At 65.8% G+C, this 14,429-nt stretch carries 13 protein-coding genes; 6 read left to right on the top strand and 7 right to left on the bottom strand.

Translation table 11 applies throughout. The features are described from left to right. Positions 1-43 precede the first annotated feature (43 nt). From AACH32_RS06055 to gap, 3 genes are all read left to right on the top strand, one after another. Positions 44-2,122: a TonB-dependent receptor plug domain-containing protein gene (locus tag AACH32_RS06055; protein ID WP_338605887.1), complete on the top strand. Its 2,079-nt coding sequence runs from the start codon at positions 44-46 to the stop codon at positions 2,120-2,122. A 163-nt stretch (positions 2,123-2,285) separates the two neighbouring features. Next, positions 2,286-2,849 (top strand): GAF domain-containing protein, encoded by a 564-nt coding sequence (locus AACH32_RS06050; protein WP_338605886.1) that lies wholly within the window; start codon positions 2,286-2,288, stop codon positions 2,847-2,849. A 12-nt stretch (positions 2,850-2,861) separates the two neighbouring features. Continuing rightward, positions 2,862-3,872 (top strand): type I glyceraldehyde-3-phosphate dehydrogenase, encoded by a 1,011-nt coding sequence (gene gap, locus AACH32_RS06045; RefSeq protein WP_338605885.1) that lies wholly within the window; start codon positions 2,862-2,864, stop codon positions 3,870-3,872. Positions 3,873-3,876: 4 nt separating this feature from the next. On the opposite strand, the gene AACH32_RS06040 is transcribed toward gap, so the two are convergent. Further along, positions 3,877-4,263 (bottom strand): c-type cytochrome, encoded by a 387-nt coding sequence (locus tag AACH32_RS06040; protein ID WP_338605884.1) that lies wholly within the window; start codon positions 4,261-4,263, stop codon positions 3,877-3,879. Between the two features lie 68 nt (positions 4,264-4,331). Then, on the bottom strand, positions 4,332-4,673 hold the full coding sequence (locus AACH32_RS06035) for an STAS domain-containing protein (RefSeq protein WP_338605883.1): 342 nt from the start codon (positions 4,671-4,673) through the stop codon (positions 4,332-4,334). 143 nt (positions 4,674-4,816) lie between these two features. Between AACH32_RS06035 and AACH32_RS06030 the strand changes: the two genes are divergently transcribed. Then, on the top strand, positions 4,817-7,069 hold the full coding sequence (locus tag AACH32_RS06030) for a SpoIIE family protein phosphatase (RefSeq protein ID WP_338605882.1): 2,253 nt from the start codon (positions 4,817-4,819) through the stop codon (positions 7,067-7,069). Here AACH32_RS06030 and trxC read toward each other — a convergent pair. Then, the gene (gene trxC / locus AACH32_RS06025) at positions 7,064-7,498 is read right to left on the bottom strand and encodes a thioredoxin TrxC (RefSeq protein ID WP_338605881.1); all 435 of its coding nucleotides are present in this window, start codon (positions 7,496-7,498) and stop codon (positions 7,064-7,066) included. The two genes, AACH32_RS06030 and trxC, sit on opposite strands and share 6 nt — an antisense overlap. Positions 7,499-7,624: 126 nt before the next feature. Here trxC and AACH32_RS06020 point away from each other — a divergent pair, with 126 nt between their 5' ends. Together AACH32_RS06020 and AACH32_RS06015 are read left to right on the top strand one after the other, a co-directional pair. Beyond that, positions 7,625-8,791 carry a DVU_1551 family NTP transferase gene (locus AACH32_RS06020; protein ID WP_338605880.1) on the top strand — a complete coding sequence of 389 codons (1,167 nt, stop codon included), beginning with the start codon at positions 7,625-7,627 and terminating at the stop codon, positions 8,789-8,791. Beyond that, a complete protein-coding gene (locus AACH32_RS06015) occupies positions 8,788-9,375 on the top strand; it encodes a histidine phosphatase family protein (RefSeq protein WP_338605879.1) in 588 nt (195 codons plus the stop codon). The genes AACH32_RS06020 and AACH32_RS06015 overlap by 4 nt, the downstream gene beginning before the upstream one ends. 142 nt (positions 9,376-9,517) lie before the next feature. Here AACH32_RS06015 and AACH32_RS06010 read toward each other — a convergent pair whose 3' ends face one another. Genes AACH32_RS06010 through AACH32_RS05995 form a run of 4 tightly spaced genes read right to left on the bottom strand, consistent with a single transcriptional unit; the run spans position 9,518 to position 14,429 of the window. Continuing rightward, the gene (locus AACH32_RS06010) at positions 9,518-10,660 is read right to left on the bottom strand and encodes an acyl-CoA dehydrogenase family protein (RefSeq protein ID WP_338605878.1); all 1,143 of its coding nucleotides are present in this window, start codon (positions 10,658-10,660) and stop codon (positions 9,518-9,520) included. A gap of 9 nt (positions 10,661-10,669) precedes the next feature. After that, positions 10,670-11,638 carry an electron transfer flavoprotein subunit alpha/FixB family protein gene (locus AACH32_RS06005; protein ID WP_338605877.1) on the bottom strand — a complete coding sequence of 323 codons (969 nt, stop codon included), beginning with the start codon at positions 11,636-11,638 and terminating at the stop codon, positions 10,670-10,672. Beyond that, on the bottom strand, positions 11,635-12,420 hold the full coding sequence (locus AACH32_RS06000; RefSeq protein ID WP_338605876.1) for an electron transfer flavoprotein subunit beta/FixA family protein: 786 nt from the start codon (positions 12,418-12,420) through the stop codon (positions 11,635-11,637). Before AACH32_RS06000 ends, AACH32_RS06005 begins: the two co-directional genes overlap by 4 nt. Beyond that, positions 12,417-14,429 (bottom strand): heterodisulfide reductase-related iron-sulfur binding cluster, encoded by a 2,013-nt coding sequence (locus AACH32_RS05995; protein WP_338605875.1) that lies wholly within the window; start codon positions 14,427-14,429, stop codon positions 12,417-12,419. Before AACH32_RS05995 ends, AACH32_RS06000 begins: the two co-directional genes overlap by 4 nt.

The following is a 14,429-nucleotide window of genomic DNA, read 5'->3' as shown; positions in this document are numbered from 1 at the left end:
CCCAATCAAGCGAGCGGAGAGTAAAGAAAGGTTGAGTCGAGACATGAAGCTGGTCAGATTATTTTCTGCTGCCCTAATGGTACTGGCCATGGTCTGCCCCGCCCTGGCCGAAGAGGACAAGACCCAAGAGACCGCCAAGGATTATCAAGTATATGAACTCGGCGAGGTGGTGGTGTCCGGCAAAAACGACGCGGTAAACCAGACCACCGACGTTTCCAGCATCACCGCCGAGGAGATTTCCGAAGCCCACGCCCTCACCGTGCCCCAGGCGCTTTCCTATGTGCCGGGCGTGACCGTGACCACCGGGCGCAAGAACGAGCCCGAAATCCGCATCCGGGGCATGAACCAACAAGAGGCCCTCATCCTCATCGACGGCGTGCCCTATTATGAGACCAATTACGGCAAGCTGAACCTGGAGCAGCTTTCCACCGAGATGATCGCTCGCATCGACGTGATCAAGGGCGCCTCCTCGGTGCTCTACGGCTCCAACGCCATGGCAGGCGTCATCAACATCATCACCAAAAAGCAGGGCATCAAGGCCTCGGTCAGCGCCACCGCCGAAGTGGGCAACGACGGCGCCTACCACCTGAGCGCCTCCCACGGCAACAGCCTGGGCAAGTTCAAGTACTGGATCAACGTGAACCAGCGCGAGGCCGACGGCTGGGAGCTCTCCGATGACTTCACTCCCAAGGAAGGCACCACCGTTTACAAGCCCGGCAAAACGGTCAAGGAAATTATCCAGGACGAAGGCGAGCGCCTGAATTCAGGCTACAAGCAGACCAGCGTGTGGTTCAAGGCGGGGGTGGACGTGGCCAAGGATTCGGCCTATTACCTGAGCGCCTACTACATCGACTCCAATTGGGGCATGCCCCCCTCCACCATCAGCAACACCGTCTTCCCCTATCCCCCCGCCTTTTCCCAATACGGCACCATGGGAGAATATCAGGACTGGGGCCTGGACTTGAGCGGCGAGCAGGCCATCACCGACACCTTCAGCCTGCGCGGCAAGCTGTTCTATCACAACCACCAAGACGAATATGACTCTTTTTATGACAAGAGCTATGGCCAGCTCATATCCACCAGCACCTACAAGGACTACCTGGCGGGCGGCTCGCTGTTGGGCGACTGGCAGATCGTTCCCGAGGACACCCTGCGTTTCTCCATCCACTACCGGGGCGACAACCACCAGGAGCGCGACGACGACTATCTGCCCTATGCCGAAAGCATGTCCTACACCGGCTCCCTGGGCCTGCAGAACGACTGGACGGTCTGGGACAAGTTCGTGATCGTCGCGGGCATCAGCTACGATTGGTTCGATGTCACCGAGGCCCAGGCGGTCAATACCGATAAAAAGGGCAACTACACCGACACCGAGGACCTGACCACCCCCAGCATCAGCGACAGCTTCAACCCCATGGTCGGCGCCACCTACACCTTCACGGACCAGACCCGGCTGTTCGGCTCCGTGGCCCGCAAGACCCGCTTCCCCACCTTGCAGCAACTCTACAGCTCCAAGGGCGGCAACCCCTATCTCGACCCGCAGAGCAGCATCGACTGGACCCTGGGCGTGGCCCGTCCCTTTGGCAACGTCTTTTGCGGTGAGTTCTCGGTGTTCTACAACGACATCAGCGACCGTATCTCGCGAGACGGGCCCTATGACGACTCGATCTACCGCAACTACAGCAAGGTGCACATCTACGGCTTCGAGGTCATCGCCGAGTGGACCCCGCTGCAGGATCTGCTCTTCCGGGTGGGTTACACCTATTTGCAGGCCGAGGACAAGAGCGACGGCGCCGTTACCGACGACGTGCTCCGGGCGCCGCAGAACAAGGTGGACCTCAAGATCCAGTACATCATTCCCGAGATCCGCACCAAGCTGGACTTCATTGGCCTTTACATGGGCTCCCAGTTCGACCAGTTGCCCACTCCCACCGACCCCAACGCGCAGGTGTTGGAGACCAGCGGCTATTTCCTGGCCAACTTCAAGGCCACCCAGCCCCTGTGGGAGCATTTCGACCTGTTCGGTTACGTGAGCAACATATTTGACAAGGACTACGAGTATGAGAGCGGTTTCCCCGGCCAGGGCCGAGCGTTCTGGGTGGGCATAAAAGCCAGCTTCTAAACGCGGGCCGGGACCGCCAAGGGGGGGCCGCCTTTCGGGGCGGCCCCATTTTTGTTTCGCTTGGGTAACGAACCATGCTTTCTCTTGTACCGTTCACTCCGCTTTGGCAGGATAATAATTAAGTCGCCCCCCGACGCATCGCCACAAACCAATGGAGGCTATTATGGCCGACAAGGAAAAGAACTATTTCGAAGCCCTGTACCAGGTGGCCAAGGTGGTCAACTCATCCCTGGACCCCTCCCAGGTCTTGGATGAGATCGTCACCAGCGTAAGCCAGGCCATCGGGGCCAAGGCCAGCGCCATCCGCCTTTTGGACCCCAGGCGCAAGGAACTGGTCATGGGCGCCGCCCACGGCCTTTCCGAAGGGTATCTGCGCAAGGGCAAGGTCCTGGTGGACAAGAGCGGCCTGGACAAGGAGGCCCTCAAGGGCGGGCCGGTGTGCATTTTGGACGCCCAGAACGATCCCGGCTTCCAATATGGAGACCGGGCCAAGAACGAGGGCATCAAGTCCATCTGCGTGGTGCCCCTGAAGGTAGGCAAACGCGCCATCGGGGTGCTGAGGGTCTATTCGGACGCCGAACGCCAGTGGAGCGAGGGCGAGGAGCGTTTCCTGGAGGCGGCGGCCAACCTGAGCGCCATCGCCCTGGACAACGCCCGCCTGCATCGGGCTCTCAAGACCGATTACAACCTCCTGGTGGCTCACGAATACCGCCTGGACGACAACTAAAAGGGGTGATGCATGGTGCGCATAGGCATTAACGGCTTCGGCCGCATAGGACGCCAGGTTCTCAAAGCGGTTTTGGAGCGCCACCCCGATCAACTCCAGGTGGTGGCGATCAACGACTTGTTCGATTCCGAAACCAACGCCCATCTGTTCAAGTTCGACACCAACTACGGCCGCTGGCCCGGAGAAGTCGAGGCCAAGGAAAAGGCCATAGTAATCGACGGGCAGGAGGTGGCCTGCTTCGCCTTGCGCGATCCGGCCCAGATCCCCTGGGACGAGCTGGGGGTGGATTTGGTGGTGGAGGGCACCGGCCTGTTCCGCACCGGTCCCCAGGCCGAGGCCCACCTGGAGGCCGGGGCCAAGCGGGTCATCATCACCGCTCCGGGCAAGGAAATCGACCTGACCGTGGTGATGGGGGTCAACGACGAGGAGTACGATCCCCAGAAGCACTACATCGTGTCCAACGCCTCCTGCACCACCAACTGCCTGGCCCCGCCGGCCAAGGTGCTGCACCAGGCCTTCGGCATAATCAAGGGCCTGATGACCACGGTGCACTCCTACACCAACGACCAGCGCATTCTGGACCTGCCCCACAAGGACCTTAGGCGGGCCAGGGCGGCGGCGCTGAACATGATCCCCACCTCTACCGGGGCGGCGCGGGCCCTGGGCCTGGTCATCCCCGAGCTGGCCGGGCGCTTCGACGGCTGCTCGGTGCGGGTGCCCACCCCCACGGTGAGCCTGGTGGACTTCACCGCCGTGTTGGCCAAGCCCACCGACACCGACGGCCTGCGCCAGGCCCTTGGCGAGGCGGCCGAGGGGCCCCTCAAGGGCATCATGGCCGTGGACCACGGGCACCTGGTCTCCATGGACCTCAAGGGCGACCCCCACTCCTCGGTGGTGGATATGGAGTTCACCCAGGTGCTGGACGGAGATTTGGCCAAGGTGCTGGCCTGGTACGACAACGAGTGGGGCTATTCCTGCCGGGTATCGGACCTGGCCGCCTACATGGCCTCCAAGGGAGTCTAGTTAACTAAAGGGTCTTCAGATAAGCCAACAGGGCGGCGATCTCCTCCTTGCCCAACCAGGGGAAGGGAGGCATGACCGGTCCGCCCTGTTTTATGTGGCCCCCGATGTTGGCGTCGTTCACCGGATGTTTCATGGCCGGGGTCAGCTTGCGCTGGTAAAGGCCGGCGAGGCTGGGAGCCTCGTCGCGCTTGCCGTCCCGGGGAGCGTGGCAGGTGGCGCAATATTTTTGGAACAGCGCCTGCCCCTGGGCCACCAGCCGAGGCGAAGGCGCCGGTTGCGCCGCGGCGGCCTCCGACTTGCCTCCGGCCCCCTGGTGGGCATAGGCTACGCCCGCGCTGAGGGCCAAAACCAAAAACAGGGCCACTCGTAGCTGAAGCCAACCCGCCTGCATGACTTTTGAGCTCCCTCCCGGGTTACCGGCCGCCGGGTCCCTTGCCCATCCCCACCGCAGGAGGAGGCCTATGCGTCCAGGGCCCGCGCCGCCTGCCCGGCGTTGGGGTATATTTTGAAGACCTTGTCCAAACGGGTGAGCTGGAATAGAGAGGTCAGCTCCTCGCTGACCCCGCTGAGCACCAGGTGCCCCCCTTGCGCCTTAAGGGCCTTGAGCATGGAGATGATCACCGTGAGTCCGCTGGAGTCCATGAACTCCACGTTGACCAGATCCAGCACCAGCTTGGCGCACCCCTTGTCCGCATATTGATGCAGGCGCTTTTTCAACGGCGTGGCCGTGGAGGCATCCAGGCAATTGCCCTCCAAGGTCACCACCAATACGTTACCTAAGGTCTTTTCCACAACGTCCATGGGTTTTTCATTTGCCCCGCGACACCAACGGCTCGTTTTGGCCGAAGGCCTTTTGCGGCCTTTGTGGTAAATTAATGCCTACTGAAAAATTCTAGCACAGAGAGAGAGCCCTGTTGGGAGGACCTGGGAGGCAGCCGGCGGCCATGGCCATGGGAACCGATGCGGGCCAGAACAACCGGCCGAGGTCCACCCTGCTTCGCTTTCTGCTGCTCTTCCTTCCGGTCGCCCTAGTTCTGCTCCTGACCATCTACGTTTTCTACCGTTTGGAAACCGACAACGAAAAGCGCCTGCTGCAGCTGGAGCAGCGCCACCAGGTACAGTTGGAAAAAGAGGCCCTGGCCGGCATCCTGGATGAGGTGGTGGTGGAAGCGCGGGTGCAGGCGCAGCATGAGATTTTGGAAAGCTTGCACGGGCCGCCCGGCCCCCGCCAGCTGAACAGCCTGGCGCGCGAATTGAGCAAGGTCCTCAAGACCACCAACGCTTATCAGCGAATTTTGTATATTGATCGCAATGGCGAAGTCCTCCTGCGGCTTGCCCGCCAGGACGGCGGCTCCCAGGCGGTGCGCGAAAAAGCGCATGGAACTCCGCCCGCCATGTTGTGGGAGCGCCTGTCGCGTGAGTTGCCGCCGGACAAGGTCTACCTGGCCGCCCTGGACCGACAGGACGACAACGCCGCGGTGATCCGGGTGGCCGCTCCGGTGACCAACGATCTGGGCGAGCGCGAGGGCCTACTGGTCATGGATTACCGCGCCTCCCGGGCCCTGCGAAAAATGGCCGGCTTGTATTTCAGCCGCGGCTTGGTGCTTCTCCTGGATCGCCAGGGGCACATCCTGCTGGGGGGACGTTCCCAGGGCTCCCCCCAGATCGAGGCCCGGGGAGCCGACGACACCTTTGCCGCGCTGTGGCCGTTGGTGTGGGATCAAATTAGCAAGAGTGACCAGGGGCGGTTGTTCACCAAGGCCGGTTTGTTCACTTGGGAGACGCTTGCCCCTCCCGCGCGCGTTTTTAACGCCGACGAAACCCGCATGAGGATCGTTTCCCTGGTGCCGGAAGCGCTGGTGGACGCGGCCATCGGCATATACCTGGTCCAGCTGACCCAGCTGTTGATCGTGGTGCTCTTGGTGGCCGGGATGATCTGCTGGCTGCTGGCCCGGGCCCAGGTGCGCCACCGCCTGGCCCAGGAAGCCCTGGCCGCCAGCGAACAAAGGCTCCAGGACATCATGACCTTTTCGCCGGCCTTGATTTACATCAAGGATCACGACGGGCGCTACCAGTTCATCAACCGCCGCTTTGAGCAGCTCCTGGGCATCAAGCAACAGCGGGCCTTGGGCCAAAGCGACCAGGAACTGTTTTCTCCCCAAAACGCCCAGACCCTGCGGCGCCACGATCAACAGGCCCTCACGGGCAAGGGGCCCCTGCGCGTCGAGGAGCAGCTGCTCCTGGAAGACGGGGTGCACAGCTACCTGACCTCCAAGTTCCCCCTGCGCGATCCCCTGGGCCGCGTCTACGGGATATGCGGCATTTATACCGACATCACTGAGCTAAAAAGCGCCCAGGCGGAGCTGAATCAGGCCAAGGAGGCGGCCGAGGGGGTCAACCGGGAGCTGTTGGAAAAGCAGGAGCGCCTGGACGAGGACCTGCAGGCCGCCGCCGGCATCCAGCGCGCCCTTTTGCCCTACAACCTGCCCCACCTGCCCCAAGTGGAGCTGGCCTGGAAGTTCGCGCCCAGCGAGTTCATCGGCGGCGACCTTTTCCACGCCCAGCCCCTGGGGCCGGACCGGCTGTGCCTGTACATGCTCGATATCAGCGGCCACGGGGTTCCCGCTTCCCTGATGACCGTGTCGGTGCACGAGACCCTGGATCCGGCCAGCGGCCATGTGGCCACGCGGGATGGGGGCGGGGTGCTGCGGGCGCTGCCCCCGGGAAAAGTCCTGCGCACCCTGGACCAAGAATATCCCCTGGAGCGCTTTGGCAAGAGTTTCAGCATCGCCTATCTGTTGCTGGGGCTGGCCGACGGAGAGTTGGTGTACTCCAACGCCGGGCACCCCCTGCCCATACTGCTAAGGGCCGGGGGCGAGTTGGAAGAGCTCCGCGCCGGGGGCACCTTGATCGGGTTGGACGGCGCGGTGCCCTTTGAGGAGGGACGCGCCACCATGCGCGTCGGCGACCGGCTGATCCTCTACACCGACGGGGTGGTGGAATACCGCGACCCCAGGGGCCGGATGTTCGGCGTGGAGCGCCTGCACCGCCACCTCATCCAGGGCGCCCAACTGCCGGTGCGCGAGCACATCGAAACGCTCTGGCAAGAGCTCATGGCCTTCGGCCACAACCGCCCCCTGGACGACGACGCCAGCATCATGGAGCTGGAGTTTCGGGGGAACGGGCCGGCCTCATAGCTGACCCTGCACCCATTGGACGATGCCCGCCGCGGGCATGGCCCCGGAGGTGCGGGCCACTTCGCGCCCACCCTTGAACATGACCATGGTGGGTATGGAGGAGATGCCGTATTGCGAAGCCAGGGCCTGCTCCTGCTCGGTGCTCACCTTGATGAAGCGCACCTTGGGGTGCATCTGACTGGCGGCCTGGGCAAAGGCCGGGGCCATCATCTTGCAGGGACCGCACCAGGAGGCCCAAAAATCCACCACCACCGGCAGGTCTTCGGAGGACATCAGCTTGCCGAACAGGGCGGCGTTGGCCTCCACCGGCTGGCCGGTGAGCAAGGCGGACTTGCATCGGCCGCAGGTCGGGGCTTGTCCCAGGCGCTCAGCGGGCACCCGGTTGGTGGCGGCGCATTGGGGGCACACGATGTGAATATTGCTGGACATAAACTGTCTCCCGGTTAATATCTTTGGTCGTCCCCACTGAAAACCGTTTTTGATATGTATTTTAAGTTAAGTCCGTCCCCATCGACTTGCACCCACGGGACATGACAAATTTGCGTGAAAGCCGCCATGCAATCTCCTAGCCCCGACAACCAGAGCCCGGCCGCCGTGGTGCTGGCCGCCGGCTTGTCCTCGCGCATGGGCAAGTTCAAGCCCCTGCTGCTTCTGGGTGGCCAGAGCGTTCTGGCCCGGGTGGTGGGCTTGCTGCGCCAGGGCGGGGCCGCTCCGGTGCTGGTGGTGCTGGGCCACCGGGCCGCCGAGTTGGAGCCTGTGGTGCGTTCCCTGGGGGCAGTGCCGGTCATTAACCCCGACTACGAGCAAGGCATGTTCAGCTCCCTCAGGACCGGGCTGGCCGCCCTGCCGCCGGATTGCCCGGCCTTTTTCCTGCTGCCCGTGGACATTCCCCTGGTGCGCACCCATACTCTGACCCGTTTGCGCGCGGCCTGGGAACAGGGCCTGGGGCCGGTCTTGCATCCCACCTTCCAGGGCCAGTGGGGCCACCCTCCCCTCATCGCCGCCGAACTGGCCCCGGCCATCATGGCCTACGACGGGACGGGCGGCCTACGCGGCTTTTGGGAGTCCCGCCCGGAGCTGGCCCGCGAGGTGCCGGTGGCCGACCGCTTCGTCCTGCGCGACCAGGATCACCCCCAGGATTACGAGGAACTGACGGCCGCGCTGGACGGGTATCAAATCCCTGACCAGGACGAGTGCCTGGCCCTGCTGGAGGAAGTGCTGGAATTGGGCCCTGAGCTGGTGGCCCATTGCCGCCTGGTGGGGCGGATGGCCCAGGCCCTGGCCCGGGCCGCCCAAACCAAGGGCGCGGCGCTGAACCCGCGCCTGGCCCTGGCCGGGGGCCTACTGCACGACGTGGCCAAGGGCCAACCCGACCACCCCGCCGCCGGGGCGGCCCTGCTGCGGGAGATGGGTTTCGCCACGGTAGCTCCCCTGGCCGCCCGGCACGCGGACATCGAGCTCACCCCCGGCGCACCGCTCAGCGAGGCCGAGCTGGTGCACTTGGCCGACAAGCTGGTCAAGGACGAGCGCCGGGTGAGTCTGAGCCGCCGTTTCGGCATTACCCAGGAGCGCAAGGGACGCACCCCCGAGGCGCGGGCGGCCATCCAACGGCGTTGGGACCTGGCCCGCCGCATCGCCGAGCGGGTGGAGGCGGTGCTGGGCGAAAGCCTGGAGGCATGCCTGAGCCGGGAAGGCCTGGGCCGGGAGGACGAAGCGACATGATCTATCTGCTACGCCACGGCGAGATTACCCAGAGCAGCCCCCGCCGCTTTGTGGGCCGCCGAGATTTGCCCCTTACAGAGCGGGGCCGCACCCAGGCCGCCCAGTGGGGCGAACGCCTGCGGGGGACTGTCTTTCAGGCGGTGTACACCAGCCCCTTGTCCCGTTGCCGGGAGAGCGCCCGCCTGGCCGCGCCGGGCCGGGAAATCGCGGTGGAGCCGGGTTGGATCGAAATCTCCCTGGGCGCCTGGGAAGGTCTGAGCGTGGACGAGGTGCGCGAGCGCTTCCCCGGCGAGTATGAGGCGCGGGGGCAAGACCTGGCCGGGCATCGTCCCCAGGACGGCGAGAGCTTTGCCGACGTGGCCGAGCGGGTCACGCCCCTGCTGGAGGCCTTGGCTCAGGGGCCGGAGCCGGTGTTGGTGGTGGCCCACTCCGGGGTGATCCGGGCCGGGCTGTGTGGTCTGTTGGGCCTCCCCTTGGACAACCTGTTGCGCCTGGATTTGGACTACGCCGGGATGTGCCTGGTGGAGCAAGGACGGCAGGGTTGGCGCCTGCACGGCTTCAACCTGCGGCCGGAGGGGTTCTAGGGAATCGTTGGGTTTCGCTTCGCTCTACCCAACCTACGCTACCCTATAGAAACCTACGCCGCGCGGCACAGCCAGGTGGTGCCAGGCAAGGCGGCGGCGAGCACCGCCCGCAACGCAGCCCACGGGCGCCTGGCGCGGCCGCCTATCCCAGAAGGGTGCCGGCCACGATTATCTTCTCCACCTCCTTGGTACCCTCGTACAGCTCCAGGATCTTGGCGTCGCGATAGAGGCGCTGCACCTTGTATTCGTCAAAATAGCCGTAGCCGCCGTGGATCTGCAGGGCCTCGTCGGACGCCTCCACGGCGGTGCGGGCGCTGAACCACTTGGCCATGGCGATGAGGCCGTGGTCCACCTTGCCCCGGTCCACGTTCCAGGCCGCTTCCCAGTAGAGGTTGCGCGAGGCGCGGATGCGGGTGGCCATTTCCGCCACCTTGAACTGGTTGGCCTGGAACTTGGCCAGGGCCTGACCGAACTGCACTCGGCCCTTGAGGTGCTTGACGCTCTCATCCAGGCAGCCCCGGGCCAGGCCCACCGCCTGGGCGCAGATGTGCAGGCGGGTGCGGTTGAAAAAGGCCATGAGGTATTGGAAGCCGTGGCCCAGCTCGCCCACCAGGGCCTCGTCCGGCACCCAGAGGTTGCTCAGGGCCACCTCGGCGGTGTCCGAGGCCCGGATGCCCAGCTTGCCCTTTAGCTTGGTGGCTTGGAAGCCGGGGACGTCGGTGGGAGTGAGGAAAAAGCTGTGCCTGGCGTGACGGTCCGGGTTGTCCGGGTCGGTGGCCGCGAAGATCAGCGAGTACTTGGCGATGGTGCCGTTGGTGATGAACATCTTGGAGCCGTTGATGCGCCAGCCGTCGCCGTCGCGCACCGCGCTGGTGGCCGCCCGGCTGGGGTCGCTGCCCGCCTCGGGCTCGGTGATGCACGAGCACATGATGGCCTTGCCCTCCACCAGCTCGGGCAGCACCATCTGCTTCTGCTCCTCGTTGCCGAAAAGCTGCAACAGCTCGGCCCCGAAGGTGACCGCCAGCACACTTTGGCCGCAGCCGGGGTCCACCGCCCAGAACTCCTCGGTGATCAGGCTGTGCTCTAAAAAGCCCAGGCCCGCCCCGCCGTATTCCTCGGCCAGGAAGGTGCCCACGAAGCCCAGCTCGCAGGCGGTGCGCCATATCTCCAGGTCAAAGGTTTCCCCGCGGTCGAACTCCAGGGCCCGGTTGGTGAACTCGCCCTGGGCGAACTCCCGCGCCGCCCGCACTATGTCCCGCTGTTCCTTGCTCAACGTAAAATCCATGGCTCGTCCCTATCCCCCGAATCGCTCGGCCAGCTTGGGCAACACCTCGAACAGGTCGGCCACGATGCCGTAATGGGCCACCTGGAAGATGGGGGCCCGGGCGTCGGAGTTGACCGCGATGATGGTGCCGCTGTTTTTCATGCCCGCCTGGTGTTGGAAGGCCCCGCTGATGCCCAGGGCCAGGTAGATCTTGGGGCGCACCGTCTTGCCGCTGGTGCCCACCTGGCGGCTCTTGGGCAGCCAGCCCGCGTCGGCCACCGGGCGCGAGCAGGACAAGGTGGCCCCCAGGGCGTCGGCCAGGGCCTGGGCCTGGGGGATGTTGTCCGGTCCGCCGATGCCCCGGCCCACCGAGACCAGGATGTCGGCCGCCGCGATGTCCACGTCCTCCACCGCCCCGGCCAGGTACTCCAGGAAGCGCCGGGCGTGCCGGGGGGCCAGCTCGGTGAGGGTGGTGCTCTCGGCGGCGGTATCCACCGCGCCCGCGGCGGGGGCTTGGTAGGCCCCGGCCTGCAAGGTGGCCACCACCGTGTCCGCCGGCTTGAGGGCCAGCTCCTGCATGGCCTTGCCGCCGTATACCGCGCGCCTCACGGTCAGCGCGCCGTCTTGCCAGGCCAGGCCGGTGCAGTCGGTCACCAGGGGCAGGCCCAGGCGTCCGGCCAGGGCCGGAGCCAGGTCCATGCCCTGGCTGGAGTGGGGCATGAGCACCAGGGAGGGCTGCAGGGCGCTGATGGCGTCCATGATCACCGGCGCGTACAGCTCGGGGTTGAAGGCCGCCAGCTCGGGATGGGCGTAGAGCTTGAGCCCCTGGGTGCGACCGGTGATCTCGCCGGCCAGGGCCGAGGGATCGTCGGCCAAGAGCAAGGTAGTGACCTCGCCGCCAATCATGGGAGCCAGGGCCAGGGCCGCGCCCAGGCATTCCAGGGTGGCCTCGCGCAGGACTCCCTGGCGGTGTTCGGCTATAACCAGCACGCCGCTCATGCCAGGCCTCCCTTCTCCCGCAGAATAGCCGCCGCCTGGTCGCACACGCTGTCCAGAGCGCCCTCCAGCATCTGGGCTCCCTCGCCCACCGGGGGCAGGGCCAGGGACTGCGAGGCCACGATGGAAGCGGCCGCGCCCACTGCGTCCTCGTCCAGGCCCAGGTCTCCGGCCTCGAGCATGTCGATGGTCATCTTGCGCACCTTGCGGATGCCCATGATGGAGACGTAGCGGGGCTGGTTGATGCCCGACTGCACCGTCACCACGGCGGGCAGGGGCAGGGCCACCTTTTCGCTGGTGTTGTTTTCCAGCTCCCGGGTCACCACCACCTCTCCGGCGCCCAGTTCCAGGGCGATGGCCATGGTGGCGTGGGGCAGGCCCAGCTCCTGGGCCAGGAGCACCCCGGTGGAGGCCTGGCCCAGATCGGCGCTCTGCACCCCGCTGAGGATCAGGTCGTAGCCGCCGTCCTTGACCGCCGCCGCGAAGACGCGGGCCAGGGTGGCCGGGTCCGAGCCGTCGAAGGCCTCGTCGCAGAGCTGGCTGGCCCCGTGGGCCCCCATGGCCAGACCGCGCCGCAGCACGTCCTCGTCGTCCTCGCCGCCCAGAGTCATCAGGTGGACCTCGCCGCCGGTGGCCTCGGTGATGCGCACCGCTTCCTCCACCGCGTAGTTGTCCCACTCGTTGATGACCATCTCCAGGTCTTCCAAGTCCAAGGCCCCCTGGTCTATCTCCAGCTCGGCCTCGGCCACTTCGGGCACGTTCTTTACCAGCACCAATATTTTCATGCGCTTGCTTCGGCCTCCCCGTCCGTGGCGGCATCCAGGCCCAGGGCCTTGGCCGCCAGCTCGCTCAGGTCGATTATGGCGAATTTATCCTCGAACCCGCCGGTCTTGCGGGCGTCCTCCAGCATTATCAGGCACAGGGGGCAGGCGGTGACCACCAGCTCGGCCCCAGTGGCCGCGGCCTGCTCCAGGCGGTGCACCGCCAGGTTGGCCTGGCCGGGTATCTCATGCCACATGCGCCCTCCCCCGCCGCCGCAGCACAGGGAGTTATAGCCGTGGTCGGCCATCTCCACCAACTCCAGGCCGGGGATGGCGCGCAAGAGCTCCCGGGGCTCGTCCACCACCCGGTTGTGCCGGGCCAGGTAGCAGGGGTCGTGATAGGTGACCTTCACCGGCAACGGGCGATCGAAGATCAGCTTACCCAGCTTGCTCAATTGGTGCAGCAATTGGCTGTAGTGCAGCACCCGGAGCGGCAGGCCTTCCTCGGTGAACAGGGGATGCACCTTCTTGATGGTGTCCAGGCAGTGGGGCGAGGTGCACACCAGGTTGGTGAGCTCGTGCTTGTTGAGCAAGGCCTGGGTGGCCTCGATCTGCTCTTCCATTAGCCCCTGCTCGCCCAGGCGGCGGGCGATGTCCCCGCAACAGGGCTCCTTCTTGCCCAGGGTGCCGAAGGACACCCCGCAACGGGCCAGCACGTCGCTCAGGGCGCGGGCGATGCCCTGGGCCCTGGTGTCGATGGCCGTGGTGCAGCCCACGAAGTAGAGCCAGTCCACCTCGGGCCCGGACTTGCTCAGGTCCGGGATGTCGCGGTCCTGGGCCCAGCCCGCCTTGGCCCCCTTCTTGGCCACCCAGGGGTTGCCGTAGCGGTAAAGCTTTTCCATGATCTCCATGAGCTGGGGCGGCACGGCCGAGCCCTGCTCCACCAGCCCGGCCCGGAGCTTGCGGATCATCTCGATGGGCGCGGCCTGCACCGGGCAGACCTCCAGACAGGCCCGGCAGGTGGTGCAGTACCAGGCCACCTCCCAGTCAGCGGCGCGGTCGCGCTCCAGCAAAGCCTGGCGGCGCGCGCGCAGCCAAGGCAGGCGGTATATGGGGCTGTATTTCAGGCGGGCCTGGCGGCGGGCCCGGCGCAACAGCTCGCGGGGCGAAAAGGGCTCGCCAGCCTGGGCCGCGGGGCACACCTCAACGCAGCGGCCACAGCGGGTGCAGGCGTCCAAGTGGATCAGGTGCCTGAGCCCCAGGGCGGCCAGCTCCTCCTCCTCGGCGGCCACGGCCAGCACGGCCAGAGGCTGGCCCTGCAAATAGAGGCTGGCCGGGGCGGCGATGGCGTGGACCAGCTTGGACCAGGGCAGCCAGGCGATAAAGCCCAGGCTGATCAGGGCATGGGACCACCACAGCCAGGGGAAGGCCGAACGGGCCGCCTCCGGGCCGGGGAACAGGCCCGAGAGGGCGTAGCCCACAAAGGACCAGGCCTCCCAGGGCGGTCGGGTGGCGGCCAGCCGTGCCGCCTCCACCATAAAGCCGCCGCAGGCCACGGCCAGCAGCCACAGGGGCAAGAGGGCGTCATCGGCGCGGCGCTCCAGGCGGGGCACCGGCAAGAGCCAGCGCCGGGCCAGGGCCAACACCAGGCCCAGCACCACCATGAGGCCGCAGGCCTCCAGCCCGGCGGAAAACCACAGGTAGACCCGGCCGTGCAGAAAGGAGACCAGGTAGTGGTCCACGGCCACCAGGCAGGTGCCCAGGAACAGGCCCAGGAAGCCCCACAGCAGCATGAGGTGCATGGCCCCGGCGGTGATCCCGCCCCGCCAGATGCGCCGGCCCAGGAACACGTCGACCAACACCGCGCCCATGGGGTGCTTGTGGTGGGCCGTCGGCACGGCCCGGCGTCCCTGGGCCCACAGGCTGATCTTTTCCCACAGGCCCAAGGCCAATACGGCCAGGGCCAAAGCGGCCAGGACATAAAATAGCCAGGCCCACTCCACTCCCCAAAAAGGCGCGCGTAGCGGTTCCAT

Source organism: Desulfoferula mesophila (assembly GCF_037076455.1).
Taxonomy (GTDB): domain Bacteria; phylum Desulfobacterota; class Desulfarculia; order Desulfarculales; family Desulfarculaceae; genus Desulfoferula; species Desulfoferula mesophila.
This window is presented reverse-complemented; position numbering and strand designations above follow the sequence as displayed.

Coding starts and splice junctions, on each gene's coding strand:
- AACH32_RS06055 (WP_338605887.1), top strand. CDS start 44: ATGAAGCTGGTCAGATTATTTTCTGCTGCCCTAATGGTACTGGCCATG.
- AACH32_RS06050 (WP_338605886.1), top strand. CDS start 2,286: ATGGCCGACAAGGAAAAGAACTATTTCGAAGCCCTGTACCAGGTGGCC.
- gap (WP_338605885.1), top strand. CDS start 2,862: ATGGTGCGCATAGGCATTAACGGCTTCGGCCGCATAGGACGCCAGGTT.
- AACH32_RS06040 (WP_338605884.1), bottom strand. CDS start 4,263: ATGCAGGCGGGTTGGCTTCAGCTACGAGTGGCCCTGTTTTTGGTTTTG.
- AACH32_RS06035 (WP_338605883.1), bottom strand. CDS start 4,673: ATGGACGTTGTGGAAAAGACCTTAGGTAACGTATTGGTGGTGACCTTG.
- AACH32_RS06030 (WP_338605882.1), top strand. CDS start 4,817: ATGGCCATGGGAACCGATGCGGGCCAGAACAACCGGCCGAGGTCCACC.
- trxC (WP_338605881.1), bottom strand. CDS start 7,498: ATGTCCAGCAATATTCACATCGTGTGCCCCCAATGCGCCGCCACCAAC.
- AACH32_RS06020 (WP_338605880.1), top strand. CDS start 7,625: ATGCAATCTCCTAGCCCCGACAACCAGAGCCCGGCCGCCGTGGTGCTG.
- AACH32_RS06015 (WP_338605879.1), top strand. CDS start 8,788: ATGATCTATCTGCTACGCCACGGCGAGATTACCCAGAGCAGCCCCCGC.
- AACH32_RS06010 (WP_338605878.1), bottom strand. CDS start 10,660: ATGGATTTTACGTTGAGCAAGGAACAGCGGGACATAGTGCGGGCGGCG.
- AACH32_RS06005 (WP_338605877.1), bottom strand. CDS start 11,638: ATGAGCGGCGTGCTGGTTATAGCCGAACACCGCCAGGGAGTCCTGCGC.
- AACH32_RS06000 (WP_338605876.1), bottom strand. CDS start 12,420: ATGAAAATATTGGTGCTGGTAAAGAACGTGCCCGAAGTGGCCGAGGCC.
- AACH32_RS05995 (WP_338605875.1), bottom strand. CDS start 14,429: ATGGAACCGCTACGCGCGCCTTTTTGGGGAGTGGAGTGGGCCTGGCTA.